Here is a 25,107-nt window from a genome sequence, read left to right as displayed (position 1 = left end):
GAACGCAGCGAAAAGATAAGACCGAGTTTGGAGTTAGGAAAAGGTATGGCAGAGAACATCGGCAAAGTGATCAGCATCAGCGGCCCAGCCGTTGACGTGCAGTTTGATGAGGCGCATATGCCTCCGATCTTCCAGGCGCTGCGCATCGTGAGCGAAGGCTTCGATGTGCCGGCGCCGCTTGACGTCGTCGTTGAGGTGCAACAGCACATTGGCGAAGGCCGGGTGCGTTGCATTGCGATGGTGGCGACCGAGGGCATGGTGCGCGGGATGAAGGCCATCGACACGGGCGCGGGCATTACGGTGCCTGTGGGTCGCGAGACGCTGGGGCGTGTGTTGAACGTGCTGGGACAGCCAGTGGATGAGATGGGCCCCGTGAATGCGAAGGTCCATATGCCGATCCATCGACAGGCACCGGCGTTCGACGAGCAGTCGACGTCGGAGGAGATGTTCGAGACGGGCATCAAGGTTGTCGACCTGATTCTGCCGTTCTTGAAGGGCGGCAAGATTGGCCTGTTCGGCGGCGCCGGTGTAGGCAAGACCGTCGTGATTCAGGAGCTGATCAACAACGTTGCGATGAAGCATGGCGGCTTTTCGGTGTTTGCCGGCGTGGGTGAGCGCACGCGTGAGGGCAACGACCTTTGGCATGAGTTCCAGGAGTCGGGTGTTATTGACATCCACGACTTCAACAAGAGCAAAGCCGCGCTGATCTATGGGCAGATGACCGAGCCGCCAGGGGCGCGTCTGCGTGTGGCGCTGACCGGGCTGACCGTTGCGGAGTACTTCCGCGATGTTGAGGGTGCGGACACGCTGCTGTTCATCGACAATATCTTCCGGTTTACGCAGGCGGGTTCCGAGGTGTCGACGCTGCTGGGCCGTATGCCGAGCGCGGTGGGCTATCAGCCGAACCTGGCGACCGAGATGGGCGAGCTGCAGGAGCGCATCACGTCGACGAAGAAGGGCTCGGTAACTTCGGTGCAGGCGGTGTATGTGCCCGCCGACGATATCACCGATCCGGCGCCGGCGACGACGTTTGCTCACCTGGATGCGACGATGCTGCTTTCGCGTCCGCTGTCGGAGCTGGGTATCTACCCGGCGGTGGACCCGCTGACTTCGACATCGCGTGTGCTGTCGGCGCGAGTTGTGGGCCAGGAGCACTACGATGTCGCGCAGGGCGTGAAGCGGATCCTGCAGCGGTACAAGGACCTGCAGGACATCATCGCGATCCTGGGTATCGACGAGCTTTCGGAAGAGGACAAGCTGACGGTGTCGCGTGCGCGCAAGGTGCAGCGCTTCCTGTCGCAGCCGTTCCATGTGGCCGAGATTTTTACCGGCATCCCTGGCGCGTATGTGAAGGTCGAAGACACGGTGCGCAGCTTCAAGGAGATCATCGAAGGCAAGCATGATGAGATTCCGGAGCAGGCCTTCTATCTGAAGGGCGGTATTGAAGATGTGATTGCGGCCGCCGAGAAGATGAAGGCGACAGCGTAAAGAGCAGGGAATAGGGAGCAGGGAATGGGGAGTAGACACGATGTCTGCTCCCTGTTCGGATTGAGATTATGGCTGAAGGAACAAACAATTCGGGGCTGCTGAATGTGCGGCTGGTGACGCCGGACCGGGTGCTGCTGGATGCGACGGCGGAGGCGGTGGAGCTGCCTTCGATGTCGGGGTATCTGGAGGCGCTGTATGGCGCGGCTCCGCTGCTGAGCGAGCTGGGAGCGGGCGAGGTGCGGCTGCATGGCGGCTCGGCCGGTGAGCAGACGTTCTTTGTGGCGTGGGGCTTTGTCGAGGTGCTGCCGGAGCGGGTGACCATTCTGGCGGAGACGGCGCTGCATCCTGAGGAGATCGATGTGGATGAGGCGCGGGTTGCGCTGAAGCACTCGCAGGACCTTTGGAATGAGGCGGGCGATGAGCAGGCCAAGTACGACGAGGCCAACAAGTTCGCGCGTGTGGCGGAAGAGAAGCTGGCTTCTGCCGAGGGCCGACACTAAGCCGCCGCGACGACCATGATGGAACAGAGGGGCCCTGCGCGAGCGGGGCCTTTGCTTTTTCTGGGTGAAGCCCTCTCGCCGATTACGGACCCGTGGCTAATAGAGAAGGAAGGGCTGTGCGGCGTGGCGGAAGGCGTCGAGCGCGGGCTGCCAGGAGGCGGCGATGGAGCGCGGGTCTTCGTTGTGTTCGAGGGCGTCCATGGTGGCCTTGCTGGCGACGAGGGGCATGGCGCGATCGAGATGGAACTGGGTGGGGTAGAGGTGATGGAGGGCGGAGAGGATTTCGATGCCTAGCTCTGGAGTGTCTGTTTGGTGGGGGTCTGTCAGGGTGACGCGGACGGCTTCGATGGTCTGGCCGTGGAAGGGGTAGTGGTTGGCGTCTTCGGCGATGGTTTCAGCGGTGGGGGCGAAGGTGACGCCGGGGATGTGGCGGGCGGTGAGGTAGTTGGCGACTTCTTGCGCGTGGAACCAGGCGGTCGTTGTGGACGAGCGGACGTCGGTGAGGCCGCCGGTGGCGGTGGAGGTGGAGGGCTTGGTGGAGGGGATGCCGGCGCCAAAGAAGCTGAAGGGGTGATCGGTGCCGCGGCCTACGGAGATGTTGTTGTATTCGATGAGGCCGAGGGCTGGGTAGCGCAGCGCGGCTTCGGGGGAGCGGAGGTTAGGGCTGGGGTTGACCCAGGGGAGGCCGGTGTCAGCGTAGAACTCGCTGCGCTGCCAGTGCTGCATGGGGACGACGACGAGGGTGGTGGCGAGGTGTTTGGTGGCGACGATGTAGCGGGCGAGCTCGCCGAAGGTCATGCCGTGGCGGACGGGGAGCGGCATGTAGTTGACGTAGGACTCGCGACCGGGGTCGGAGACGGGGCCCTGGACGGCGAGGCCGCCGACGGGGTTGGGGCGGTCGAGGATCACGATGGTGAGGGCGTGGTGGTACTGCGTCTGCTCGGTGGCGGCGGCCTCGAGGAAGTAACCCATGGCGGCTTCGTAGGTCCAGAAGTGGACGCCGGCGTCCTGGAGGTCGATGACGACGGCGTCGAGGTCGGCGAGCTGGGCGTGGGTGGGTCGGCGGTCGGCGTCGTGTGCGCCGTAGAGGGAGATGACGGGGAGGTGGGTGGCCTGGTCCTTTTCGGCTCGCTGTTTGGTGGTGTCTTGTTGGGCGGAGAGGCCGTGCTCGGGGGTGAAGAGTAAGGACAGGGAGTGGGGAGTAGGGAGTAGGGAGTAGAGGACGTCGATGGTGCGACGGCCTTGGGCGTCGATGCCGGTTTGGTTGGTGAGTAGGCCGATGTGGTGGTAATGGGTGAGCGCGGCGAAATGGGTGGCTTCGAGGACGTCGATGCCGGTGAGGGCAGTGGCAGTGCTAGACGAAGGTGGTCGAGCTTCGCTCGATACCACACCCTTCGCAGAAGGCGCGAAGGATGGGCCACCCACCTCTGTACTGAGGCCGAGAGCCTGGGCAGCGGCGGTGGCGACTTCGCCGCGTAGGTTGGAGATGGGGTGGTGGCGGTCGCGGGGGTGGACGGCGTTGCTGAGGAGGACGACGTAGGTGTCGGAGTAAGGGTCCATCCAGAGGGTGGTGCCGGTGTAGCCGGTGTGGCCGAAGGAGCCGATAGGGAAGATGACGCCGCGGGGTTTGGAGAAGGCGGTATCGATGTCCCAGCCGTAGCCGCGGAGGTTCTGGCCGGGGATGGCGGGGTAGTGCGGGGCGAGGCCGGGGGCGGCGGGCTTGTCGCCTGCGGCGATGGTGGCGGCTTCGGCGGCGTTGGCGGCGCGTAACTCGGCTTCGCCGGGGTCCACCTTAGCCGGCGATGAAGCTGCCGGCGAAGATGGGGCACCCGGAGTGCTGGAGTTGGGCTGCTCGGGTTGGGTCATCAGTTGGAGGGTGGATTGCTTGAGGGGGAAGGGGCCGGTGTTGTGGAGGAGCTTTTCGAGGAGGGCGCTGGCGAAGAGCGAGACATCGTGGGCAGTGGAGAAGACGCCGGCGTGGCCGGCTACGCCGCCCATGCGGCGGGTGGTGGGGTCGTGGACGGTGCCGCGGGTGAGGAGGTCGAAGTGCGGGTTGGTTTGTGCGTTGCCTTCGTCGTCGTGGGTGGTGGGGGCGGTGCGCGGGAGGATGGAGATCGACCAGGTATTAGCGGGGCATTTGACGAGGATGCGCGTGTTGGGGATGGAGGGCGCACCCATGACGGCTGCGCCGATGTCCTTGTGGGGGCCGCAGACGCGGTCGAAGGGGTGGTACTCGGTATCGGTCATGCCGAGGGGGAGGAAGATGTGCTGGCGGGCGTAGATGTCTTCGCGCTCGCCGGAGAGGGTCTCGACGATGTCGCCGAGGAGAATAAAGTTGACGTCGGAGTAGACGAACTTGGCGCCGGGCGGGTCGATGAGCGCGGTGGTGAGGGCGCGGCGGAAGCCTTCGGAGCGGTCGGGTGCGGCTAGGCCCCAGGGGTCTTTGAGGCTGACGTCGGGGGCTTCGCCGGAGGTGTGGGTGAGGAGCATACGCAGGGTGACCTTGCTGCGCGTGGCGTCGTGCTGCGGGTTGAAGGCGGAGAGGTATTTTTCGACGGGGTCGTCGAAGGAGGTGATCCTGCCGGCCTCGTAAAGCTGCATGATGGAGGTCGCGGTGGCGAGGTCCTTGGAGAGCGAGGCCATGTCGAAGATGGTGTCTTCGGTCATGGGCTCGGCAGGATTGGGCTCGCCGTTGAGGCCGGGTTCGTTGGCGAGCTTGCGGTCGCCGTAGGCTTGCTCGAAGACGACGTGGTTGTTGTGGCCGACGAGGACGACGGCTCCGGGAAGCTGGTGGTCGGCGATGGCGGTGGTGATGAGTTGCGTGATCTGGGAGAAGTCGGGGGCTGGCGTTTGTGCCTGGGCGCGCGAAACGCAGATTCCCTTCGGGAATGACAAACAAAAGAAGAGAGCAGCGATGACTGTGGCGGGGCGGCGGGATTGCTTGCGGAAGATGAGGCTCATGAGGGCTCCGATGAGGAAGGTGGCGAGGGCACCGATGAGGACGTACCAGGTCCAGGCGATGTGGGGGATGGTGAACGGGCCGAGGCGGATGGGGAAGGCTCCTTGCCAGAGCCAGAGGTTGAGTACGAAGCCGCAGAGCATGCCGATGGCGGTGCCGGTTTCGGTGGCGAATTTTGTAAGGGTGCCGAGGAGGAAGACTCCGAGGAGGCAGCCGTAGGCTACGCTGGCGATGCTGAGGCCGATCTCGACGACGTGGCCCTTACCGCCAACGGCGAGTGAGTAGATGGCGATGGCAAAGAGGACGATTGCCCAGAGTACCGTGGAGCTGCGGGAGATCAGGGCGCGCTCGCGGTTGTCGGCATGGGGGCGGAGGGCCATGTAGAAGTCGACGACAGTGGTGGAGGAGAGCGAGTTGAGCGCTGCGGAGAGGTTAGACATGGCCGCGGCGAGGATGGCCGCGACGAGCAGGCCAGCGATGCCGATGGGGAGCTCGCGGACGATGAAGGTGGGGAAGAGCTGGTCAGGAGAGGGGATAGAGGTCAGAGGATAGAGGATAGAGCGACCTGCTCCGTAGAAGACCCACAGGCCGACGCCGATGAGTAAGAACAGTGCGAACTGTATGAAGATGACGACGCCAGAACTGAGGAGAGCGAGGCGGGACTCGCGGAGGTTGCGGGCGGCGAGCATGCGCTGGACCATGAGCTGGTCGGTGCCGTGGCTTGCCATGGTGAGGAAGGTGCCGCCGAGGATGCCTGCCCAGAAGGTGTAGGTGGTCGTCAGGTTCAGGGCGAAGTTGAACATGTGGAACTTGCCCGCGGCGGAGGCAACGGTGTGGATGGTTGTCCAGCCGCCGGGGACGTGTGCGCCGAGCGACCAGACGGCGACTAGGGTTCCGGCCATGTAGATGGCCATCTGGACGACGTCGGTCCAGATGACAGCGGCCATTCCGCCTTCGAAGGTGTAGAGGAGCGTGAGGGCGGAGATGATGCCGATGCTCGCGATACTGCCGGTGCCGATGGCGATGGAGACGACGATGGAGACGGCGAAGACGCGGACGCCTTCGGCGGCGGCGCGGGTGAGGAGGAAGAGGCCTGCGGTGACTTTGTGGAGGCCTCGGCCGAAGCGGCGGTCGATGAGCTGGTAGGCGGTGAGCATCTCGCCCGCGAAGTAGCGCGGGAGGAAGAGCGCGGCGACGACGATGCGGCCGAGCATGTAACCGATGACGATCTGGAGGAAGCCGAAGTCTCCGGCGAAGGCGACGCCGGGGATGGAGATGATGGTGAGGGTGGAGGTCTCGGCGGAGACGATGGAGAGGGCGATGGCCCACCAGGGGATGGTGTTGGAGGCGAGGAAGTAGGACTTGAGGGACTTGTCGGCGGACTGCTTGCCGCGCTTGGCGAAGCGCAGGCCGAAGGCGGTGATGCCGAGGAGGTAGAAGGCGACGATGGCCAGGTCGAGTGGATGAAGGTGCATGTCAGCTGAGGACAATGATAGCGGCGTGGTGCGGGTAAATCCGTGGCTCGACAAATGCAGGTCTCTCCGCTCCGCGCTGTGCGCTCCGGTAGAGATGACACTTCTAAGGTAGGTGCTGACTATCCGGAGATGGAGATACCGCGGACGATGGTTGTGATGAGCTGGTTGGCTGCGTTGAAGCGGTTGAGGCTGATGGGGGCGCCGATGGTGAAGGCGGTGTGGCTGGGGCGGCCGAGCATGGCGGCGGGGTTGTGGGAGGCGAGGCGGGTGGCGGCGCCGAGGTCTGCGTGTGCGAAGTGCTGGAGGTTGGCGACAGCGACGTCGAGTGTGAGGAGCGAGCCGGCGAGGGTCTCCTTGCCCTGGGCGAGGTCTCCGGAGAGGAGCGCGCGGCCGTCGGTGACGGTAACGTCGAAGTCGCCGAGGGAGTAGCTGCCGTCACCTATGCCGGTGGCGGACATGGCGTCGGTGACAAGGATGCCGCGGTGGGGGCCTTTGATTTTGAGCCAGAGTCGGATGAGCTCGGGGGCGACGTGGATGCCGTCGCAGATGATCTCGGCGAAGAGGGAGTCGTCGTCGAGGATGGCGCCGACGATGCCGGGCTCGCGGTGGTCGAGCGCGCGCATGGCGTTGAAGATATGGGTGGCGCTGGTGGCGCCAGCGGCGATGCCGCAGCGGGCTTCGGCGTCGGTGGCGTTGGAGTGGCCGAGGGTGGCGCGGACGCCTTTGCTGGCGGCGTGGCGGATGAGGTCGAGGGCTGTCGTTCCCTCCGTTGAGACCCGGGGCTGAAGCCCCGGGCTACCAGCCCCTTTTTCAGGGGCCTGAAGGCCCCTGCTCCCTCCGGACGGGCTGAAGCCCGTTCCCTTCAAAGCACTGTTTGCTGGAGCTTCTTCGCTCACGAGTTCGGGGGCGATGGTCATGAGGAGGATGTGGCCTCGGGCGGCCTGCTGGAAGCGGTCGAAGAGCTCGATGCTGGGCTGCTGGAGCTCGGCGGGAGGATGGGTGCCGCGCTTGATGTGCGAGAGGAAGGGGCCTTCGAGGTGGATGCCGATGGGTTGCGCTTCGCCGGGGGCGGGTGTGGACTCGACTGCGTTGGCGAGGGCTTCGAGGGCGCGGAGTGTGCTGTCGACTGAAGCGGTGACGGTGGTGGGCAGGTAGCTGGCGACGCCGTGCGAGGCGAGGAAGCGCTGCATGCGGCTGAGGCCCGCGGGGTCGACGTGCATGACGTCGTGGCCGACGGCGCCGTGGGTGTGGACGTCGAGGAAGGACGCGGTGAGGGTGTCAGTCTCGTGCGCGAGGGCGGCGGGGTCGGAGGTGAGCTCAAGCAGCGTGCCGTCGGCGGCGATGCGGAGGACGGGGAAGTCGACGATACCGGTAGCGGTGAGGAGGCGGCGGGCGGTGATGGTTGATACGTTCATGTCAGTAGGTCGGTACCGGGATTCCTGTTTCTGCTGCGGTGGGGAGCGTGTGGGTGGCCTCCCAGGTGCGTTGTGCGGCGCGGAGTTTGTCCATGCGCGCGAGCCAGATGCCAATGGTGTAGTCGTAGTGCTCGAGGACGGGACGGAGGGCGTAGGGGCGATTGGTGCGCAGCCAGAGTTGCTGGTAGAGGTCGCGGAGGGTGGAGTAACCGTCCTTGATGTCCTGGATGCGGCCGTTGACGCCGTTGATGTCGGAGAGCAGCGCGGGGACGGACGGCTTGGCGTGGCGGTCGCCGGAGGCCGCGGTGGACAGGGCCTGTGCGTAGAGCTGCGACATCTCGTCGGCGAGCTGGAACTTGAGGCCGATGAAGTCGAGGCGGCGGGCGCCTAGTTCCATGGCGTCGATGGCGTCGGGCTCGCGGAGTGAGGTGGGGTTGGAGGGAAGCATGTAGCGGGGGTCAAGAGCCTGTCCCTCCGGGGCTAAAGCCCCTCCTTCATTCAATGATCCAACGGACGGGCTGAAGCCCGTCCCCTTCAAAGCGGGATATGCGGCGCGAGCCTGGGCGATGAGGTCGAGCGCCTTTTCGGCGTGCATGCGGAGATCGTGCAGGACGGGGCGGACGTTGGCGAAGTTCTTCTGGTTGTCGGGAGCCCACGGGTCGGACCAGAAGAGGAGATCGGAGCCGTCGCCCTTGAGGTTGGACTGTTTGAGAAGATCGTGCGCGGCCATGATCTCAAGCTGGGCCTGGTTGAGTTTGCCGGTGAGGTCGCCGTGGAAGACAGGGCTGTAGCTCTGCTCGAACTGCGGGATCGAGCTTTCGCCCTTCTGCCAGGCAGAGGCACAGCCGAAGAGGATGCCGTACCAGTTGTTGGAGGCGAGGGCTTCGCCGTCGTCGTACCAGATGGTGTTGAGCTGGCCGGTGGCGCCGGCGGCCTGGCCTTCGGCGGTGAAGACCTGGATGTTGGCGAGGCCGGCGTTGTAGTTGGGATAGACGCGCGACCAGTTGTTGATGCCGGGTGCGACCCAGAAGTCGAAGCCGGCCGACTTGAAGTCGTTGATGTACTTGATGAAGCCGTTGGGGCCGGGGGCGTTGTAGTGCCAGCTGATGGCGATGGTGTCCTGCTTGAACTGCGCGGGGAGGTCCTTGAGCAGCTCGGGAGACTTTTCTGCGATGTCTCCCCAGAAGAGGAGCTTGCGGTGCAGGGGGTGGAGCGTGTTGTCGATCTGCTGTATGAAGTCGAGGTAGACGGGGCCGAGGCCGCGAGCGTCGACTTCGGCCTTGGTCTGGCCGCGGCCGAGGTCCTCGGTTTCGTCGGCGCCGACGTGGAGGAAGGGGCCGGGATAAAGATGGGCGAGCTCGGTGAACTCGTCCTTGATGACCTTGAGGGAGCCGGGCTGGCCGGGGGCGAGGACGGCACCGTGCGGGGTCTCGGCGAGGGGCTGGTACTCCTCATAGATGAGCGCGTGGCGGAGGTGGCCGAAGGCCTCCTGATCGGGCACGACGAGGACATGGAACTGCGCGGCGTAGGCGACGAGCTGGCGGGCGTCTTCAGCGGAGATGCCGCCGCCAGGAGGCGCGGGCAGAGGGTTGGAGGCGTACTGCTGCGTGTTCTCGAAGTAGGGCGAGTAGAGGTTGTCCTTGTAGGCGGCGAGCGTGCGGACAATCTTCTTCTGGAAGTCGAGGGTATCGACGGGGCCACGGGAGAGATCGTCGGAGAGGCCGCGGTACTTCATGGCGGGCCAGTCGCGGATGGTGGCGAGGTGGAGCGTTGCGGCGGAGCCGTCGCCTTCGATGAGCTGTTTGGCGGTCTGGAGGGCGTAGAAGATGCCGGAGGCTGTTTCTGCGGTGAGTGCGATGCCGTCGTTGTCGGGGACGAGGGCATAGCCTTCGTCGTGCATCTCGGCGGGGAAGGCTGAGGCGTTGGCAGTGACGGGCGAGGACTCGTGGAGGATCTGCCTGCCGAGCGAGGTGTTGAATCGGGTGACGAAGATGTGGGGCGTGTTGCCGGCGTCGGTGACGGGGATGTGGCGTTCGGCGAGCGTGGCCTTGAAGTCGGCGACGGCGAAGGCATCCTGAGGGTCGCAGGGCTGCGCGCAGTCGACGCGGATGCCGTTGGTGAGAGGGAGCGAGGCGCCTGGTTTGGCCTCGCGGGGCATGGGAATGAGGTGCAGCGGCGCCTGGGCGAAGAGAGAAAGCGGTAAGGCCAGAACGGCTACGTGTAGGACGGAACGCATGGCCATACGTTACACGTTTGAGCGTTTGAGGTGAAAGTGCTCAGTTGTGGACTTTTCGGCCGAGAGCCATTTAGAGCGGGGTGGTGCCGTCGACGATGCCGACTCCGGGAGGCGGGGTGAAGGTGAATTCTGCGGCAGTGGTGGGCACGTTTTCTTGCATGTTGCTGAAAGTAAAGGTGGTCTGGGAACCGTCGACTTCGAGGATACGCATGGTGTGGATCTGGCCAGCGGTGTCGACGGTGAGCTCGAGGGAGCGGAGGCGCTGCGACATGCCTTTGGGCGCTCCCGAGAGGGTGTAGAGCTCGCCGGTGGGGCTTTGGCTGGCCGGGGCGAGCGAGAGGTGGTCGAGTTCTTTGGCGAGCTGGGTGTGGCCGAGAAGGAAACGGAGCGGCGAGCGGAGGTCGTCGAGCTGCTTTTCAGGGAAGCGGGTAGCCTGGGCGTCGCCGGGGGTGTAGCTGATGGCATCGTGGCCGTCGAGGAGGAAGAGCTTGCCGGTGGGGGTGTCGTAGGCCCAGCGCATGCGGCCAGGTTTGCGGAGGGTGAGGGTGCCGGTTTCGGTGCGGTCGAGGCCGAGGCCCTGGTAGCGCTCGGCGTAGCGGGCCTGGAGGGACTGGAGGTGGTTGTAGTGGTCGTCGACGCGTTTGGCGAGGGCATCGGCGGTGAACTGCTGGGCGGAAGCTGTGGCGGCGAGGAAGAGGATTAGGAGGAGTGTCTTCATGAGAGATGACGAGCAGGAGCAAAAGCGTTCCCGCAAAGTGCGCCAAGTTTAACGCGAAGTTGCGCAAAGTTTTTGTTGTGGCTAGGGAAAGGGCCGCCGGTTAGGGCGGCCCTTGGATGCTTGAGTGGTGCGATGGGTGGCTATTGCAGAAGCTCGGTGCAGTTGGTGCCGCCCTTGGGGTCGAAGCGGATCTGGGCGTTCTCGTCGGTGCAGAAGCCGCGGTTGCCGGTGTGGCCGACGGAGTTGGGGACGGCGGTGATCTCGTAGCTGTTGTATTGATCGACGTTGTTGATGGTCGTCTTGGTGCAGTTGGTGATGGTGAAGGTGTAGCCGGACTTGGTGCCGGAGGAGAGGTCCTCGTTAATGAGCTGGGCAGACTCGGCTGTGGGCGGAGTGCCGGAGACAGTCTTGCCGCCGAGCGTCTGGAGGGAGCAGGAGAAGCCGTGCTGCGGGTAGGTGGAGGCGTACTCGCCTTCCATCTGGGTGAGGTCGCGGAGAGAGCTGATGGCGGAGGTCTCGTTGGCGCGGATGATGGTCTTCTGCATGGCGGGGATGGCCATGACCATGAGGATGAGGATGACCGACATCACGATGAGGAGCTCGACGAGGGTGAAGCCGGACTCGGTGCTGTGCTGCGGATGATGCTGGGTGCTGTTCATGGACTCCTCGAAAGAGCGCTTGCTCTGGTTTTCCCGTTTCAGAGTATAGACGGTTGCGAGGGTTGGTGGGAGAGCAGGGGTTTGGGGTACGCTCGCGCCTGCGGCGCTTGCTGCGGCAAATACAGGGGTCTCTCCACTGCGCGCTTCGCGCTCCGGTCGAGATGACAAGCCTTTTTGGGGTGAACCTTTTTGTGGCTAGGGTTGAGGTGGGTAGTGGATGAACTTGTCGACCCACTGGATGAAGTACTTTACGTTGGGGGCGTCGGTGTGGCCGCCGTCGTCCTGCCGCCAGGCCAGCTGGCCGTCGAGGAGGCCGTGGTTGACGGGAGGCATCTGCGCGGTTTTGTAGTCGGCGGAGACGCCGAGACCTTTGGCGCCGAGGAGCTCGAAGACGGGCTGGGCGGCGACGGTAGCCATGTAGCTGCCCTGGTGGTCGAGCCAGTGGGCGTCGCCTTTTTCGGGGATGCCGTAGCTGATGAAGGTGAGGCGCGGGGCGCAGAGGGCGATGAGCTCGTTGGAGTCGACGGGGAGCTGGCCGGGGTTGCCGGGGCCGGATTTGCTGGCGGAGGCGCCGTACTTGAGGAAGTTGCCGGCCATCCAATAGTACTCGCCGGTGGTGAGGCTCTCGACGGCTTCGCCGTAGTTGCGGCGGAGAAGCGTGGCTCCGCCTTTGCCGGAGGAGCCGACGAGGACCATGGCGAAGCGCTGGTCGAAGGCCATGGTGACGAGCGCCGCTTTACCGTAGCGGGAGACGCCTTCTATGCCGATGTGCTTTCCGTCGACTTCGGGGACGGTCTGAAGGTAGTCGAGCGCGCGGCTGGCGCCCCAACCCCAGGCGCGGAGCGCGCCCCACTGCTCGGGTGTGCGTGGCTGGCCTTTGTTGACGAGGCCGATGATGCCGCGGGTGAGGCCTTCGCCGTTATCGGCCTGTACGCTGGCGGGGTCGAGGGTGGCGAAGCCCCAGCCGGCGGCGACGAGCTCCCACTGGCTGGGCGGGTCGCCGTCAGCATTGAACTGCGGGAAGGCGAAGGGGGCGGCCTTGAAGGGCTCCCATGCCTGATGAGTGGAGAAGACTTGTTTGAGCGCGGGGTCCTGCTGGATGAGGCGGGCCTTTTCGGCGGCGTTGACGCGGTCGAGGTCTTCGGGGGAGAGATCGACAGGTGCGGGGAAGGCGCTGCGGCCGAACATGATGAGCACGGGCACGGGGTGCGTGACGCTGGCGGGAGTCACGAGCGTCATGCGGATGTTGACGGAGATTTGCGGATAAGCAGAGTTGTCAACGTGGCCGATGAGCTGGCGCGCCAGGACGGGTGTGCCGCCGAGGGTTTCGTGGTCGGTGGCGACGACGGTCCAGTGCACGGAGGGCGTGTGCGCGGGGATGCTGCCGTAGACATCGTGCTCGTAGGCGGCGACGATCTGGGGGCGACGCTGGTTCCACCACTCGGATGCGGTGGTGACTTTGCTGCCGTCGTTGAGGGGGAGCGCGTCGGGGAGGGTGGGGTAGGGGTTGGCTTTGGACTCGTCGTAGTTGGCGTGGTTGGGAGCGTTTTCGTTACCGCTGGGGCCGGGGCGCATGGCGGTGATGCCGAGCTGGTCCATCATGTTCTGGTGGTCCTGGTCGGCGGTGAAGGTGACGGGTGGTTTCGGCGATTGCGCGAAGATGGAGAGCGCTGGCATGAAGAGCGCGAGAAGAACGATACGTGAGGTGTGAAGACGCATGACGGTGAGTCCTCTTTGGCGGCGGCCAAGCCGGGGTGGGACGAGCGCGTCGATTATAGCGGTTTAATGCGACGATGTGAGAAGGGCATCGCCGGGAGTGTTCGCGGAAAGCGCGCAGTACCCGGAGGGGTAACGCCAGTGGCGTTTATTGATTTCGCTAAATGTCGTACCGTAGTCTTGGCACATACAAAATAGCGAATCCATAGGAGTGTTTAGTGACGCAAGAGTCGGTGTCGAACATGGAATCTTTCTTTCGGCCGCGGATTCTGGCAGCTCTGTTTCTAGCGGTTTCGCTCTGTATCTCGGTGGGCATTCTTTCCACCCGCAATATCTATGACGACGAACATGTGAGCCTGAATTATGTTCATGGGAGCGTTCAGGGGATCATCGCGGCGGCGAATTCCACCGATATCCATCCACCGGGAATGTATCTGCTCGCTCGCCTGGCGTACGCGGCGATCCCGTCACCGCGCTGGATGGCGCTGTTCCCGCTTTTGTTCATCTACGGCGGTCTGGCGGTGTTTGTGCTGTCGGTTACGCCGCTCTTTGCGAAGAGACGAGAGCAGGTGACGTTTCTTTTATTGGCGACTTTCCATCCACAGTTCCTGATGTGGGGCAATACCATACGCTGGTATAGCTGGTGGACAGGAATTGCCCTGACTACGCTGGTGGTAGCCCTGAGACCGAGGGAAGAGATACCGCTGTTTTCATATCGACGCGCCGTGGTGCTAGGCCTATTGCTGGATTGCCTGTACTACCTGAACTACATCACGCTGGTGTTCATCGCGGCACTGGCTGTGGGGATACTGGTGCGGTACTCGTGGCGGATATGGAAGCAGTGCCTGGTGTCGTTCCTTCTGTTTGTGGCAGTGAGCCTGCCACAGTGGCATGCGATGTTGGCGGTGCACATTGCGAACACGAGGTCTCCGGAGACCGGGCAACGCGCAAGCGTCGTGGTCTCCTTCGCGCGATTGATTCAGGCCAACTTCTGTTCTGAGGCCTACATGCCGTTGCAGAAGTTTGTTTTGTTTGTGGGACTCGTGTTTGTTGTGCTGAGTGTGGTCGGCCTAGTGGGGTGCATCCGTTGGGTGCGTGCGCGTGCGGCGAGCGGGTCTCTGTGGACGAAGCTGGACGGCCTGGGCTGCATCACGGTATTCATGCTGCTCTACTTTGTGCTGGTAGGGCTCAGCGGGCTTGGGATCAAGCCGCGCAATGCGCTGATTCTGGCGCCTCTGTTGGCTCCGGTAGCGGCAATGATTGTTGGGACGTTGCGGCCGCTGTTTTTGCAGTACGGGGTGCTCGGTATCTTTGCGCTATGGAGTGCAGGGGCCATGGAGCATCTGATTAGCCGGGACGGCCTGGCGAAATCCAGCATGACAGACAGGCCTGAAGAGGTTGTGTCGTTTCTGCGGGCGCAACCAAGCGGTACTTGCTCGGTGGTGGAGACTTATGACTATTTGCTGACGTTTACACTGGCACACAGCGACCTGCCGCATGTACTGACGCTGACGCCCTTTCAGAACGCTGCGGATGAGGGCGCCGTACCGTTCGACCGGGCAAGCTGCCAGCGGTTCGAGATCTATTTCGTAGACAGCCAGTCGGCGGGACTAGCCGGTGAGGCGGATGTGCTGAAGAGCGAGATGAATGGCTTTGCGGCTAGTCTTGGCGGGCGGATGGATGTGCACCGCTTCAGCTTCGACAAGGCGGCAGCGGCCAAGCGGAAGTTCAAATTTATCCCTGGCGCTGCGGTGCTGCCGGACTACCGGTTCGTTCTGTCGTCGGAGGCGATTGATGCGTTGAAGGTGGATGACATTGAGAACCTGCAGCCGCACTTTGCTCCAGCGGACGGTAGGTCGCTGCCGAAGGAGATGTTCTACTCCTTCACGGTTACTGAGTGAGCTGAACCGCGAAGGAGCAGGCAAGGCGGGGGGTGCTTAGCAGACCAGGTCGGTGCGGGTGAGCTTGAGCGGGCCGAGGTTGCCGAGCAGGGTGAGGGTGAGCTGGTCGGATTGCAGGAGGCGGTTGGCGAGCTGCTGGAGGTCGTCGACGGTGACGCGGTCGATCTCGGCGGTGATCTCGTCGAGGGAGAAGAACTTGCCCCAGTACATCTGCTGGCGGGCGAGGGAGGACATGCGCGAGCTGGAGGACTCAAGGCCGAGGACCATGTTGCCCTTGGTCTGGTTGCGCGCGCGGTCGAGCTCTTCCGTGGTGACGGGCGACTGCTTGATGCGGGTGAACTCGGCGAGGGTGAGGTCGAGGACCTCCTGCACCTTGTCCGGGCTGCAACCGGCGTAGACGGCGAGGGAGCCGGTGTCGCGGAAGGGATTGATCTCCGAGTAGATGGAGTAGGCGAGGCCGCGGTCTTCGCGGATGGACTGGAAGAGGCGCGAGCTCATGCCCCCGCCGAGGATGCTGTTGAGCAGATACGCGGCGTAGCGCTCGGGCGCGGCAACGGGCAGGGCTGGCACGGCGAGACAGAACTGCACCTGCTCAAGGGACTTTTTGCTCTTGAGCGTGAGGTGCGGGGTGGCGGTGGGCGCGGGCGTGCGGAGGAGCTTGTCGCCGGTGGAGGCTGAGAGGGAGCTGAAGGCGGTGGCGACCTGCTCGACGAAGCTGTCGTGGTCCAGGTTGCCGGCGGCGGAGAAGACCATGTTGGCAGGGGTGAAGCGGCGGGCGTACTCCTCAAGCACGATGGCCTGGTTGAAGCTGGAGACGGTTTTGGCCGTGCCGAGGATGGGACGACCGAGGGCGTTGCCTTTCCAGAAATTTTGCGTGAAGAGCTCGTGGACGAGGTAGTCGGGGTTGTCCTCGTCCATCTTGATCTCTTCGAGGATGACGCCTTGTTCCTTGGCGAGATCGTCGGGCGAAAATGTGGGGTGGAGGACGAGGTCGGAGAGGAGGTCGAGGGCGGCGGGGACGTTCTCGTCGAGGACCTTGATGTTGAAGCAGATGGTCTCTTTGCCGGTGAAGGCGTCGAGGTTGCCGCCGATGGCGTCGACTTCGCGGGCAAACTGCTGGGCGGAGCGGGTGGTGGTGCCCTTGAAAACCATGTGCTCGATGAAGTGGGAGATGCCGTTGACGGCGGCGGTCTCGTCGCGCGAGCCGGAGTCGATCCAGACGCCCATGGAGACGGAGCGGAGGTGGGGCATGCGCTCGGTGAGGACGAGAAGGCCGTTGGGCAGGGTCGTGGTGCGGATGTCGCGGAGGTGGGTATTGGTGAGGGTGGAGGCGTTTTCCGCCAGAGTTACGGACATTCGTCTATTGTTTCATGCGGAGGGACAACTGCAAACGCGGATGTCCCAAAGGACTGAGGAGGATGGGAATGGGACGTTGGCTGGTGCTGTGGATCGTGGGGCTGGGTGTGGCGCAGGGGCAGGTGGTGAAGGGGTGGCTGACGACGCCGGACCGGTCGGCCCTGTTGGCGGAGCAGCCGGTGGTGAAGTTATCCGCAGCGCGCGAAGGCGCGGGGATTGTGGTGGATGCGTCGCAAAAGATGCAGACAGTGGAAGGGTTTGGGTTTGCGCTGACAGGTGGGAGCGCAGAGCTGATGATGAAGCTGCCGCGCGAGAAGCGTCTGGCCCTAGAGAAGGAATTGGTGGGGGCGGGTGGGATCGGCGTGAGTTATGTGCGCGTGAGCGTTGGGTCGAGCGATATGGATGACCATGCGTTTACGTGCGATGACGTGAGTGCGGGCGGCAGCGATGTGTGGCTGACGCAGTTTTCGCTGGGGGAGTATGAGCGGACGGTGGTGCCGGTGCTGCGGGAGATGCGGAGAATCGATCCGCGGCTGCGGGTGCTGGGATCTCCGTGGAGCGCGCCGGCGTGGATGAAGACGAATGACGATCTGAAGGGCGGCGAGCTGAAGCGGGCGGACTACTTTGTGTATGCGCGCTACCTGGTGAAGTGGATGGAGGCGATGCGCAAGGCGGGCGTGCCGGTGGACACAATCACGATGCAGAATGAGCCGCTGAATCCGAAGAACACGCCGAGCATGGTGATGACCGCCGAAGAGCAGCGGGACTTTCTGCGCGATGCGCTTGGGCCTGCGATGCGGGAGGTGCGGATCGCGACGAAGGTGATTCTGTATGACCACAACTGTGATCATCCGGATTATCCGGAGACGGTGCTGGCCGATGCGCGGGCGGCGAAGTATGCGGTGGGCAGCGGGTTCCATCTGTATCGCGGCAAGTTGGATGCGATGACGGAGGCGCATGAGCGGTTTCCGGAGAAGGGGATTTATTTTACGGAGCAGATGGTGGTGGACAAGAAGGGCGCGACGGAGCTGAAGATTGCGGAGCCTGTGTCGCGCGAGATGATTGGCGCGATGCGGAACTGGAGCCGCACGGTGCTGCTATGGAATCTTGCAGCGGATGCGAAGTTCGGGCCGCATACGAACCATGGCGGGTGCCCGGTGTGCGAAGGCGCGGTGACGATTGAGGGCGATACAGTGAGCCGGAACCTGGCGTTTTATACGGTGGCTCAGGTGGCGAAGTTTGTGCCTCCGGGGAGCGTACGGGTGGCGTCGACCGAGGTGGATGGGGTGAGCGATGTGGCGTTTGTGACGTCGGCGAAGAAGACAGTGCTGGTGGTCGCGAACACGTCGGATGAAGAGCGGGATGTGCCGGTGCGGGATGGCGGGCGTGTGTTTGTGGCGAAGGTTCCGGAGGGGGCGGCGGAGACGTTTGTTTGGTGAGGCGGGTATCCTAAGAGAGTGAATGAAGCGGGTGACAAGGCGTTGTTTGGGATAGGTCTGCCGGAGCTGACCGAGGTGATGGCTGGGCTGGAGCAGAAGCCGTATCGTGCGAAGCAGGTCTGGGAGGCGCTGTATAAGCAGCGGGTGGCGAGCGTGGAGGAGATGACGACGCTGAGCAAGGAGCTGCGCGAGCGGTTGGTGGCGGATGGTTGGAGTGTGGGTCTGCCGGAGATGGTGCAGACGGCGGTGAGTGTGGATGGGACGGAGCGGTATCTGATGAAGATGGCCGATGGGGAGACCGTCGAGACGGTTTGGATGCCCGATGGCGATGGCGGCGAGCGCGGCGATGGGAGTGAGGCTGCGGAGGAAGAGGCGGGTGAGGTGGAGACGGCGGAAGAGGCTGTGGCGGGTACAACCGCAGGTCTCTCCACTACGGCGCAAGAGCGCGCCTCCGGTCGAGATGACACCTCTGTGGTAGGGGATGGTGGCTATTGGTCGCGCAGGGGGGATGGGCGCGATCGGAAGTACTTTGGGACGCTGGCGGCGACGGGGTTTCGGCGAGCGACGATTTGTATTTCATCGCAAGTGGGATGTGCGGTGAACTGCCAGTTCTGCCTGACGGCGAAGCTGGGAATCAAGCGGAACCTGACGGCGGGCGAGATCGCGGGGCAGGTGGCGGCGGTGCTGAACCGGCACAAGATTCAAATCGGCAAAGACCGCATCAACCTGGTGTTTATGGGGATGGGCGAGCCGTTTTTGAACTATGAGAACTTTATGGACTCCGTCCGGCGGCTGGTGGAGGGCGTGGGGATTCCTGAGTCGCGAATGACGGTGTCGACGAGCGGGATACTGCCGGGGATCGAGGCGTTTGCGAAGGAGACAGTGCGGCCGAAGCTGGCGCTGTCATTGAATGCTTCGAATGATGGTGTGCGCGAGCAGGTGATGCCGATTACGCGGAAGTGGAACATTGCGACGCTGCTGGAGGCGGTGCAGAAGATCCCGCTGCGGACGCGGGAGTGGGTGACGTTTGAGTATGTGCTGCTGGGTGGGGTGAACGATCAGCAGCAACACGCGCGCGAGGTGCTGGCGCTGCTTGCCGGGATGCGCGCGAAGGTGAACCTGATTGTGTGGAACCCGGGGCCGGGGATTGATTATCACCAGCCGACGGTGGAGGATGTTGCCGTGTTTCAGAAGATGCTGATCGCGGGCGGGATCGCGACGTATATTCGGCGACCGCGGGGGCGGGACATCTATGCGGCTTGTGGGCAGTTGAAGCGGACGGTGTCTGAAGAGTCGCAGGGGTTGGTCAACATCTCTGCCTGAGCCTGCACTCTGCGAACCCACGTCCCAGAAGCGGGACATGGGCACCTGGCGACTGAAGTATAAAATGTCATTCATTTGCATTACAATGACCGTGAGGTGATGCGATGGCGGCGAATGCGTTGGTGCAGACACGGATTGATGAAGACATCAAGGAGCGGGCGACGGCTGTGCTGGAGAAGCAGGGGCTGACGATCTCCGATGCGGTTCGGATATTGTTGACGAGGACGGCGAACGAAGGGGTGTTGCCGCTGGCGCGGACGCCGATGGAGGCCGCCATCTACAAGGGGGATGGCACGGATTACGATGCATGGTTCCGTGCCAAGGTGCAGGAGGCGCTGGATGATCCGCGGCCGGGAGTACCTCATGCAGAAGTCCGTCGGCGGATGAATATTCTGCGTGAGAAAGCCTTGGCAAAGATCGGATGAAAGCGCCGATCCTATGGTCAGAAGACGCCTTGGCTGACATGCTTTCTACCTTTGAGATGATTTCGGAGAGTAGTCCTCGGGGCGCGTTGCTGGTAGACGATCGAGTCAATGAGCAGATTGAGTTATTAGCAGACTTTCCATTGGCTGGCAGAGGCAGTAGAACCGAAGGGACACGTGAGCTGATTATTGATCGGGCAACGTGCGTGGTGGTCTATCGGGTGGAAGGCGATGCTGTTCGTATTCTGCGCGTGATATACGGCGGGCAGGAGTGGCGGACGAACTCTAGCGTTTGAGGGCGAGTTCGAGGACCGAGTCGGCGACGGCTTCGTAGTCGTGGCGGAGGACGTCGCCTTCGTGGAGGAAGTTGCCGGTGATGGGCTCGATGCCAAGGTCGCGGATGCGGTCAAGGTCGGCGGCGATGGGGGTCTGGCCTTCGCGGGCGTACTGGTCGAGCGTGGCGGCGCTGATGGTGGCGGTGTTGATGAGGGCGTAGTCGAAGATCTTTGCGTCTTTGGCGAGGCCGCGGGCGCGAGCGTGGTTGAGGATCTTTTCGATGTGTTGCGCGGCGGAGAGGCCGAGGGACTCGTTGGCCTGGGTCATGAGGTTGCAGATGTAGACGCGGGTGGCGCGGGAGGCGGCGATGGCTTCGGGGATGCCGCGGACGAGGAGATTGGTGATGAGCGAGGTGTAGAGCGAGCCGGGGCCGAGGGTGATGAGGTCGGCGGTGGCGATGGCGTCGAGGGTCTCGGGGAGCGGTGAGGCGTCGGCGGGGGAGAGCATGAGCTCGCGGATGGTTCGCTTGCTGGCTGTGATGTTGGTCTCGCCGGAGACGAGTGAGCCGTCGTCCATGCGGGCGGAGAGGGTGGCGTTGGCGGTGGTTGAGGGGTAGATGCGGCCGCGGGTGGCGAGGATCTGGGAGCTGGTCTGGACGGCCTGTGCGAAGTCGCCGGAGACCTCAGTGAGTGCGGCGAGGAAGAGGTTGCCGAAGCTGTGGCCTTCGAGGTCGCCGTGGCGGAAGCGGTGCTGGAAGAGGCGACTGAGGAGGTGCTCGTCTTCAGAGAGAGCGACCATGCAGTTGCGGACGTCGCCGGGGGGGAGCATGTTGAGTTCTTCGCGGAGGCGGCCGGAGGAGCCGCCGTCGTCGGTGACGGTGACGATGGCGGAGAGCTCGCGGATGTGGCAGGGGAGGTCGCAGGGAGCAATGGTGACGCCGGGAGGGGCGGTGGTGTAGCGCTTGAGGCCGCGGAGGAGCGTGGAGAGACCAGTGCCGCCGCCTATGGCGACGACCCGAAGCTGACGGGATGTGTTGGAGTGCAAAGACATCGGCTCTGTATAAGTGTACAGAGCCGATGCGTGTGGAGAGAGTGTGGCTTAGAGCTGGGGCTCGGGGTAGAGGAGCTCGGTGAAACTGGGGTCGTCGGCGACGGACTCGAAGTCGGAGTCGAGGCGGGCCTGGGTGCGGTTCTGCGGATTGAGGCGGATGGCCTCAGTGAGGTGCTCGATGCAGCGCGGGGAGTCGCAGGTCATGGCGGCGAGCAGGGCCATGCCGTAGAAGGCGTAGTCGGCGCTCTTGTTGTCCTTGAGGATTGCCTCGAAGTGCTCGCGGGCGTCCTCATAGTGACCGTGGTTGAGCAGCGAGATGGCGTAGTCGTAGCGCTCCTCGGGTGTGGAGAAAGCCGCGGAGTGCTTGGAGATCTCGGCCTCGCAGGTGGCGAGGTACATGCGGACGCTGGGGGCGATGTCGGCCGGAGCGTCAGGGAGGATTTTAGTGAAAGCCTCATGCGCCTTGTCGAACTTGCCGGCATAGACAAGTTTGATGGCAGCCTCGTACTGCGTGAGGATGGCCTTGCGTGCCGCGTCATCGAGTGGCGCGGTGCGGCCAGCGAGGGTACGGGGGGCCTTTTGGGGAGCCGTGGTGGACGCGGATTGAGTTGCCGCTTTGCTTGCGGTAGAGGGAACTGCCGACTTCGTTGCCATATCGTCTCGCAGGATCGTGTCGTTTTGTTCTGGTGTTCTGGAGTTGCAGAGGGGCGCAGCGTTGCGCACGTGCGCGAAGAATCTCGTCTCGGTTTTATACGAGTGTATGTGGGTGCGGGTCAACTGTATAGAGGTGGGTGCGGCAACCGGGCCGCTTATGAGGTGGATTTGCCATAGAGAAAGGGGTTGAGTGAGGGGTCGTTGTACATCTTGAGCTGACGGTAGAGCTTGAAGCGGCGGTGGCCGGAGAGGATGTCGTGCCAGAGCTGGGTGAGGCAGGCGGCGAGGTCGGTGCGCTGCTCGTTGAGAAGGAGCATGCGGGTCTCGTTGCGGTTGCGGTGCTCGGGTGTGGAGCGGTGGAGCTGCTCTTCGGTGTGGAAGAGCTTGAGGGAGAGGATGGAGAGACGGTCGATGATGAGGCCGGGGGTCTCGGAGTGAAGCGGGGCGGCGTTATTGAGCGGCGTGGCGGCGGCGAGGAGGTCGAGGTCGAGCTGCTCGACGAGGTCGTTGCGGCGCTGGTTGAGGCGGTCGATGGAGTGTTTTACCTGGACGATGGTGGCGTCGGAGGCGTCGGGGTCGCGGGCCTGGTCCTCGCAGTGCCAGAGGTCAAAGTTGGCCTGGTGCTGGTGGAGGACGAGCTGCTCGAAGGGGGTGTGAGGCTCTGGTGCTGGGAGCAGATCGTCGTGGCCGTGGGCGTTGGCGGTGTCGTGGAGGCGGAGGATCAGGGGAACGTCGACCATGGCTGGTGCTCGATGTAGAGGATAGCAAAGGTCAGGGATTAGGGAGTGGGAGTAGGGAACAGGGGGAAGCCGGTGTGGCGGGCGTTGCTTGATGAGTTACCTGCTGTGGAGTTGGCGGGCGAAAGTGCATCGAAGGAACCTAGACTGAGAGTTGCTATGAGTGCGCAGAGATTGAGGGTTCGAAGTAGTGGGTGTGCGGCACTGGCGCTGGCGCTGGTGTGTGGGAGTGCGTGGGGTTTTGGGGCTTCGCGGAGCCATGCGACGCGTTTGAGCGCCTGGGACGAGGCGCTGCGGGCGCGGGCGGAGTTTGAAGCCCTGCCGAAGAGCCGCCATACGCTGGCTGAGTTTACGCGGGTGATGGACCGGTTTCGTGCGATCTACCATGAGGACCCGGCGGCGGCACATGCCAGCCGGGCGGTGGAAGAGGTCGCTGAGCTGCTGGCCGAGCAGGGGCATGAGCTGGGTGATCCGAAGAGCCTGCACGATGCTGCGGGACAGTATGAGTTTCTGGCGAAGGCCTATCCAAACCCTGGAAGTGGGCCGACGAGCTCGCCGCAGGCGCTGGGGCAGGCGCTGGACCTGCTGGGGCCGGGTGAGAGCGACGATGTAGTGGAGGCGCGGAAGGTGCGCGAGGTGCTGCTGCGGGAGTATCCGCGGAGCTCGGCTGCGAGGGCCGCGCGCGAGAGCCTGGTGGTGGCGCGGACGGAGCGCGGGGCCGAGAGGCCGAGGATGGAGAGCGCCGTGTCGCGGCCTCGTGAAGAGATGCGGGCGATGCCGGTGGCCGATGGGCCGACGGTGCCGGAGAAGCCGTCGATGGCTGCGCCGGTGGCGATTGTGACGGGGATACGGCACTGGTCGACGGGCAGCTATACGCGAGTGGTGATTGACCTGGGGCCGAATGCGCCAGACCCGGTGGCGTATCAGGCGGTGCGGGTGGAGCACCCGGACCGAATCTTCTTTGACCTGCAGGGTGTGAAGCTGGCTCCTGAGCTGGGCGGCAGGATGTTTGCTGTGACCGATGGCGGGCTGTTGAAGGATGTGCGGGCGGCGCAGCTGGCGGGTGGGAATACGCGCGTGGTTCTGGATGTGCAGGCGGTGGCGAAGTACTCTGCGTTTTTGCTGCCGAACCCTGAGCGGCTGATTGTGGATATCCATGGGGAGGCAGGGAGTAGGGCGCAGGGAGTGGGGAGTAGGGACAATGATGCGGTGGAGAGCAATGAGCCGGTGAGCACGGTGCCGTTGGCGGTGAGTGCTGTGCCAGCGCCGGTGGTGCGAGGGGCCTCGCCTGCTGCGAAGAGTGGCGTTGAGGTGTCGAGCCTGCCGCCGATGCCGGTGACGGATGGGAGTGCTAGCTTTGGGCTGCCTTCGCGGACAGCCTCGCGTAAGGAGGCGGTACAGCCTCGGGTGGTGATTCCAACGCGGTCGACTGCTGCGAGACCAGTGCCGAATACAGTGATGAAGAACTCGGCCAGCGATGGTGCGGATGTGGCCGCACTGGGTGAGCAGCCGGGCAGAGTGGCGGCGACACGGCGGCCGACGTCGCTGCCAGTGGCGGAGACGAGTGCGGTGACTCCGGTGGACCTGGGGTCGGGCGATCACTATCATCCGCGGTCGAGAGCAGGGGCTGTTCAACCCACGTCTCAAAATCGAGACATGGGGCACCCAGTGGCTTCGGGGAAGGCTGAACCCGTGGAGGCTGCGCCGCCGACGACGGATGGCGATACGACGCTGGTGCGGGCGCTGGGGTTGAAGATTGGGCGGATTGTGATTGACGCCGGGCATGGGGGACATGACTCCGGGACGCTGGGTGCAGGTGGGATTGAAGAGAAGGACGTGGTGCTGGATGTCGCGCTGCGGCTGGGCAAGCTGCTGCATGACCGGTTGGGCGCGGAGATTGTGTATACGCGCGCGGACGATACGTTTATCCCGCTGGAGACGCGGACGGCGATTGCGAACAAGGCGCAGGCGGACCTGTTCATCTCGGTCCATGCGAACAGCTCGCCGGATGCGAGTGCGCGGGGGGTTGAGGTGTACTACCTGAACTTTACGAGCGACCCCGAGGCGATGACGGTGGCGAGCCGCGAGAATGCGGTTTCGACCGAGAGCGTGCACCAACTGAGCGACCTGGTGAAGAAGATCGCGCTGAAGGACAAGATCGACGAGAGCCGCGAGCTGGCGGCGGATGTGGACACGTCGCTGTATCGCGGGCTGGAGAAGGGCAATCCGGGGCTGAAGGACCGTGGGGTGAAGAAGGCCCCGTTCGTGGTGCTGATCGGGGCGAATATGCCGTCGATCCTGGCGGAGATCAGCTTTGTGACGAACCCGGATGACGCTGCGGAGCTGGAGACGCCGGAGTACCGCGAGCGGGTGGCGGAGAGCCTGTATAAAGGCGTGGCGAAGTATGCCGAGACGATCAACCACTCGGCACCGAAGACGAAGGTGACGGAGACGGAGCGGGCGGCGGTGCGGTAGATACCCCCTCCCCCCTCCCCTATGTAGCGGAGCTATCCAGCAGAATCAGCGACTTACGGGGTGATCCCGGGGTTAAGTGACTGATTCTGTATATAGTTGCGGGTATGATATGGAAAAGATTGAGGTTAGGCCAGCCGGCTGCTTGTTGAGTGGCGAGTGTTGTGCTCGCAGTTACCAGTGAGCCAGTTTTGTCCCTATTTTCAGTATAGGGGGTGGGGGCATCCAAAAGTGTTTTTGATTTTGGGGGATTAGTGGTTTGGTTTGTATGAGTTGTGGCGGGGTGAAGCGGGTTTGGGGTTGACAGGGTT

At 63.7% G+C, this 25,107-nt stretch carries 18 protein-coding genes; 8 read left to right on the top strand and 10 right to left on the bottom strand.

Annotated elements, in window-relative coordinates; genetic code table 11:
• Nucleotides 1-45: 45 nt before the first annotated feature.
• Both atpD and atpC read left to right on the top strand, forming a co-directional pair.
• Nucleotides 46-1,488, top strand: coding sequence for a F0F1 ATP synthase subunit beta (gene atpD, locus GOB94_RS04250; RefSeq protein ID WP_182277651.1), 1,443 nt, complete (start codon nucleotides 46-48; stop codon nucleotides 1,486-1,488).
• A gap of 68 nt (nucleotides 1,489-1,556) precedes the next feature.
• On the top strand, nucleotides 1,557-1,988 hold the full coding sequence (atpC, locus tag GOB94_RS04245; RefSeq protein WP_182277650.1) for an ATP synthase F1 subunit epsilon: 432 nt from the start codon (nucleotides 1,557-1,559) through the stop codon (nucleotides 1,986-1,988).
• 96 nt (nucleotides 1,989-2,084) lie between these two features.
• On the opposite strand, the gene GOB94_RS04240 is transcribed toward atpC, so the two are convergent.
• The 6 genes from GOB94_RS04240 to GOB94_RS04215 all read right to left on the bottom strand — a co-directional run bounded on the left by GOB94_RS04240 (nucleotide 2,085) and on the right by GOB94_RS04215 (nucleotide 13,169).
• Nucleotides 2,085-6,422 carry a sodium/solute symporter gene (locus GOB94_RS04240; protein WP_182277649.1) on the bottom strand — a complete coding sequence of 1,446 codons (4,338 nt, stop codon included), beginning with the start codon at nucleotides 6,420-6,422 and terminating at the stop codon, nucleotides 2,085-2,087.
• A 119-nt stretch (nucleotides 6,423-6,541) separates the two neighbouring features.
• Nucleotides 6,542-7,837 carry an N-acetylglucosamine-6-phosphate deacetylase gene (locus GOB94_RS04235; protein WP_182277648.1) on the bottom strand — a complete coding sequence of 432 codons (1,296 nt, stop codon included), beginning with the start codon at nucleotides 7,835-7,837 and terminating at the stop codon, nucleotides 6,542-6,544.
• A 1-nt stretch (nucleotide 7,838) separates the two neighbouring features.
• On the bottom strand, nucleotides 7,839-10,079 hold the full coding sequence (locus GOB94_RS04230; RefSeq protein WP_255484228.1) for a glycoside hydrolase family 20 zincin-like fold domain-containing protein: 2,241 nt from the start codon (nucleotides 10,077-10,079) through the stop codon (nucleotides 7,839-7,841).
• Between the two features lie 64 nt (nucleotides 10,080-10,143).
• On the bottom strand, nucleotides 10,144-10,791 hold the full coding sequence (locus GOB94_RS04225) for an outer membrane lipoprotein carrier protein LolA (RefSeq protein ID WP_182277647.1): 648 nt from the start codon (nucleotides 10,789-10,791) through the stop codon (nucleotides 10,144-10,146).
• A gap of 140 nt (nucleotides 10,792-10,931) precedes the next feature.
• Complete coding sequence (locus GOB94_RS04220; protein ID WP_182277646.1) at nucleotides 10,932-11,450, bottom strand: prepilin-type N-terminal cleavage/methylation domain-containing protein; 519 nt, start codon at nucleotides 11,448-11,450, stop codon at nucleotides 10,932-10,934.
• Nucleotides 11,451-11,645: 195 nt separating this feature from the next.
• Nucleotides 11,646-13,169: an acetylxylan esterase gene (locus GOB94_RS04215; RefSeq protein ID WP_182277645.1), complete on the bottom strand. Its 1,524-nt coding sequence runs from the start codon at nucleotides 13,167-13,169 to the stop codon at nucleotides 11,646-11,648.
• A 239-nt stretch (nucleotides 13,170-13,408) separates the two neighbouring features.
• Between GOB94_RS04215 and GOB94_RS04210 the strand changes: the two genes are divergently transcribed.
• Entirely contained in the window at nucleotides 13,409-15,067 is a 1,659-nt protein-coding gene (locus GOB94_RS04210; protein WP_182277644.1) for a hypothetical protein, read from the top strand.
• A gap of 36 nt (nucleotides 15,068-15,103) precedes the next feature.
• Here GOB94_RS04210 and GOB94_RS04205 read toward each other — a convergent pair whose 3' ends face one another.
• The gene (locus GOB94_RS04205; protein ID WP_182277643.1) at nucleotides 15,104-16,423 is read right to left on the bottom strand and encodes a pitrilysin family protein; all 1,320 of its coding nucleotides are present in this window, start codon (nucleotides 16,421-16,423) and stop codon (nucleotides 15,104-15,106) included.
• Between the two features lie 68 nt (nucleotides 16,424-16,491).
• On the opposite strand from GOB94_RS04205, the gene GOB94_RS04200 reads away from it, so the two are divergent.
• From GOB94_RS04200 to GOB94_RS04185, 4 genes are all read left to right on the top strand, one after another.
• On the top strand, nucleotides 16,492-17,862 hold the full coding sequence (locus GOB94_RS04200) for a glycoside hydrolase family 30 beta sandwich domain-containing protein (RefSeq protein ID WP_255484227.1): 1,371 nt from the start codon (nucleotides 16,492-16,494) through the stop codon (nucleotides 17,860-17,862).
• 18 nt (nucleotides 17,863-17,880) lie between these two features.
• On the top strand, nucleotides 17,881-19,185 hold the full coding sequence (rlmN, locus tag GOB94_RS04195; RefSeq protein ID WP_255484226.1) for a 23S rRNA (adenine(2503)-C(2))-methyltransferase RlmN: 1,305 nt from the start codon (nucleotides 17,881-17,883) through the stop codon (nucleotides 19,183-19,185).
• A gap of 104 nt (nucleotides 19,186-19,289) precedes the next feature.
• Complete coding sequence (locus GOB94_RS04190) at nucleotides 19,290-19,610, top strand: type II toxin-antitoxin system RelB/DinJ family antitoxin (protein WP_182277641.1); 321 nt, start codon at nucleotides 19,290-19,292, stop codon at nucleotides 19,608-19,610.
• Nucleotides 19,607-19,903 carry a type II toxin-antitoxin system RelE/ParE family toxin gene (locus GOB94_RS04185; RefSeq protein WP_182277640.1) on the top strand — a complete coding sequence of 99 codons (297 nt, stop codon included), beginning with the start codon at nucleotides 19,607-19,609 and terminating at the stop codon, nucleotides 19,901-19,903. The genes GOB94_RS04190 and GOB94_RS04185 overlap by 4 nt, the downstream gene beginning before the upstream one ends.
• Here GOB94_RS04185 and GOB94_RS04180 read toward each other — a convergent pair.
• The 3 genes from GOB94_RS04180 to GOB94_RS04170 all read right to left on the bottom strand — a co-directional run bounded on the left by GOB94_RS04180 (nucleotide 19,893) and on the right by GOB94_RS04170 (nucleotide 22,327).
• Nucleotides 19,893-20,933, bottom strand: a complete 1,041-nt coding sequence (locus GOB94_RS04180; protein ID WP_182277639.1) for a gluconeogenesis factor YvcK family protein — start codon at nucleotides 20,931-20,933, stop codon at nucleotides 19,893-19,895. The genes GOB94_RS04185 and GOB94_RS04180 overlap by 11 nt on opposite strands.
• A 48-nt stretch (nucleotides 20,934-20,981) precedes the next feature.
• Nucleotides 20,982-21,587: a tetratricopeptide repeat protein gene (locus GOB94_RS04175; protein ID WP_182277638.1), complete on the bottom strand. Its 606-nt coding sequence runs from the start codon at nucleotides 21,585-21,587 to the stop codon at nucleotides 20,982-20,984.
• Between the two features lie 155 nt (nucleotides 21,588-21,742).
• Nucleotides 21,743-22,327: a DUF4254 domain-containing protein gene (locus tag GOB94_RS04170; protein ID WP_182277637.1), complete on the bottom strand. Its 585-nt coding sequence runs from the start codon at nucleotides 22,325-22,327 to the stop codon at nucleotides 21,743-21,745.
• A 156-nt stretch (nucleotides 22,328-22,483) separates the two neighbouring features.
• Between GOB94_RS04170 and GOB94_RS04165 the strand changes: the two genes are divergently transcribed.
• The gene (locus GOB94_RS04165) at nucleotides 22,484-24,799 is read left to right on the top strand and encodes an N-acetylmuramoyl-L-alanine amidase (protein WP_182277636.1); all 2,316 of its coding nucleotides are present in this window, start codon (nucleotides 22,484-22,486) and stop codon (nucleotides 24,797-24,799) included.
• Nucleotides 24,800-25,107: the final 308 nt, after the last annotated feature.

This window comes from Granulicella sp. 5B5 (assembly GCF_014083945.1).
In the GTDB taxonomy this organism is placed as follows: Bacteria; Acidobacteriota; Terriglobia; order Terriglobales; family Acidobacteriaceae; genus Granulicella.
This window is presented reverse-complemented; position numbering and strand designations above follow the sequence as displayed.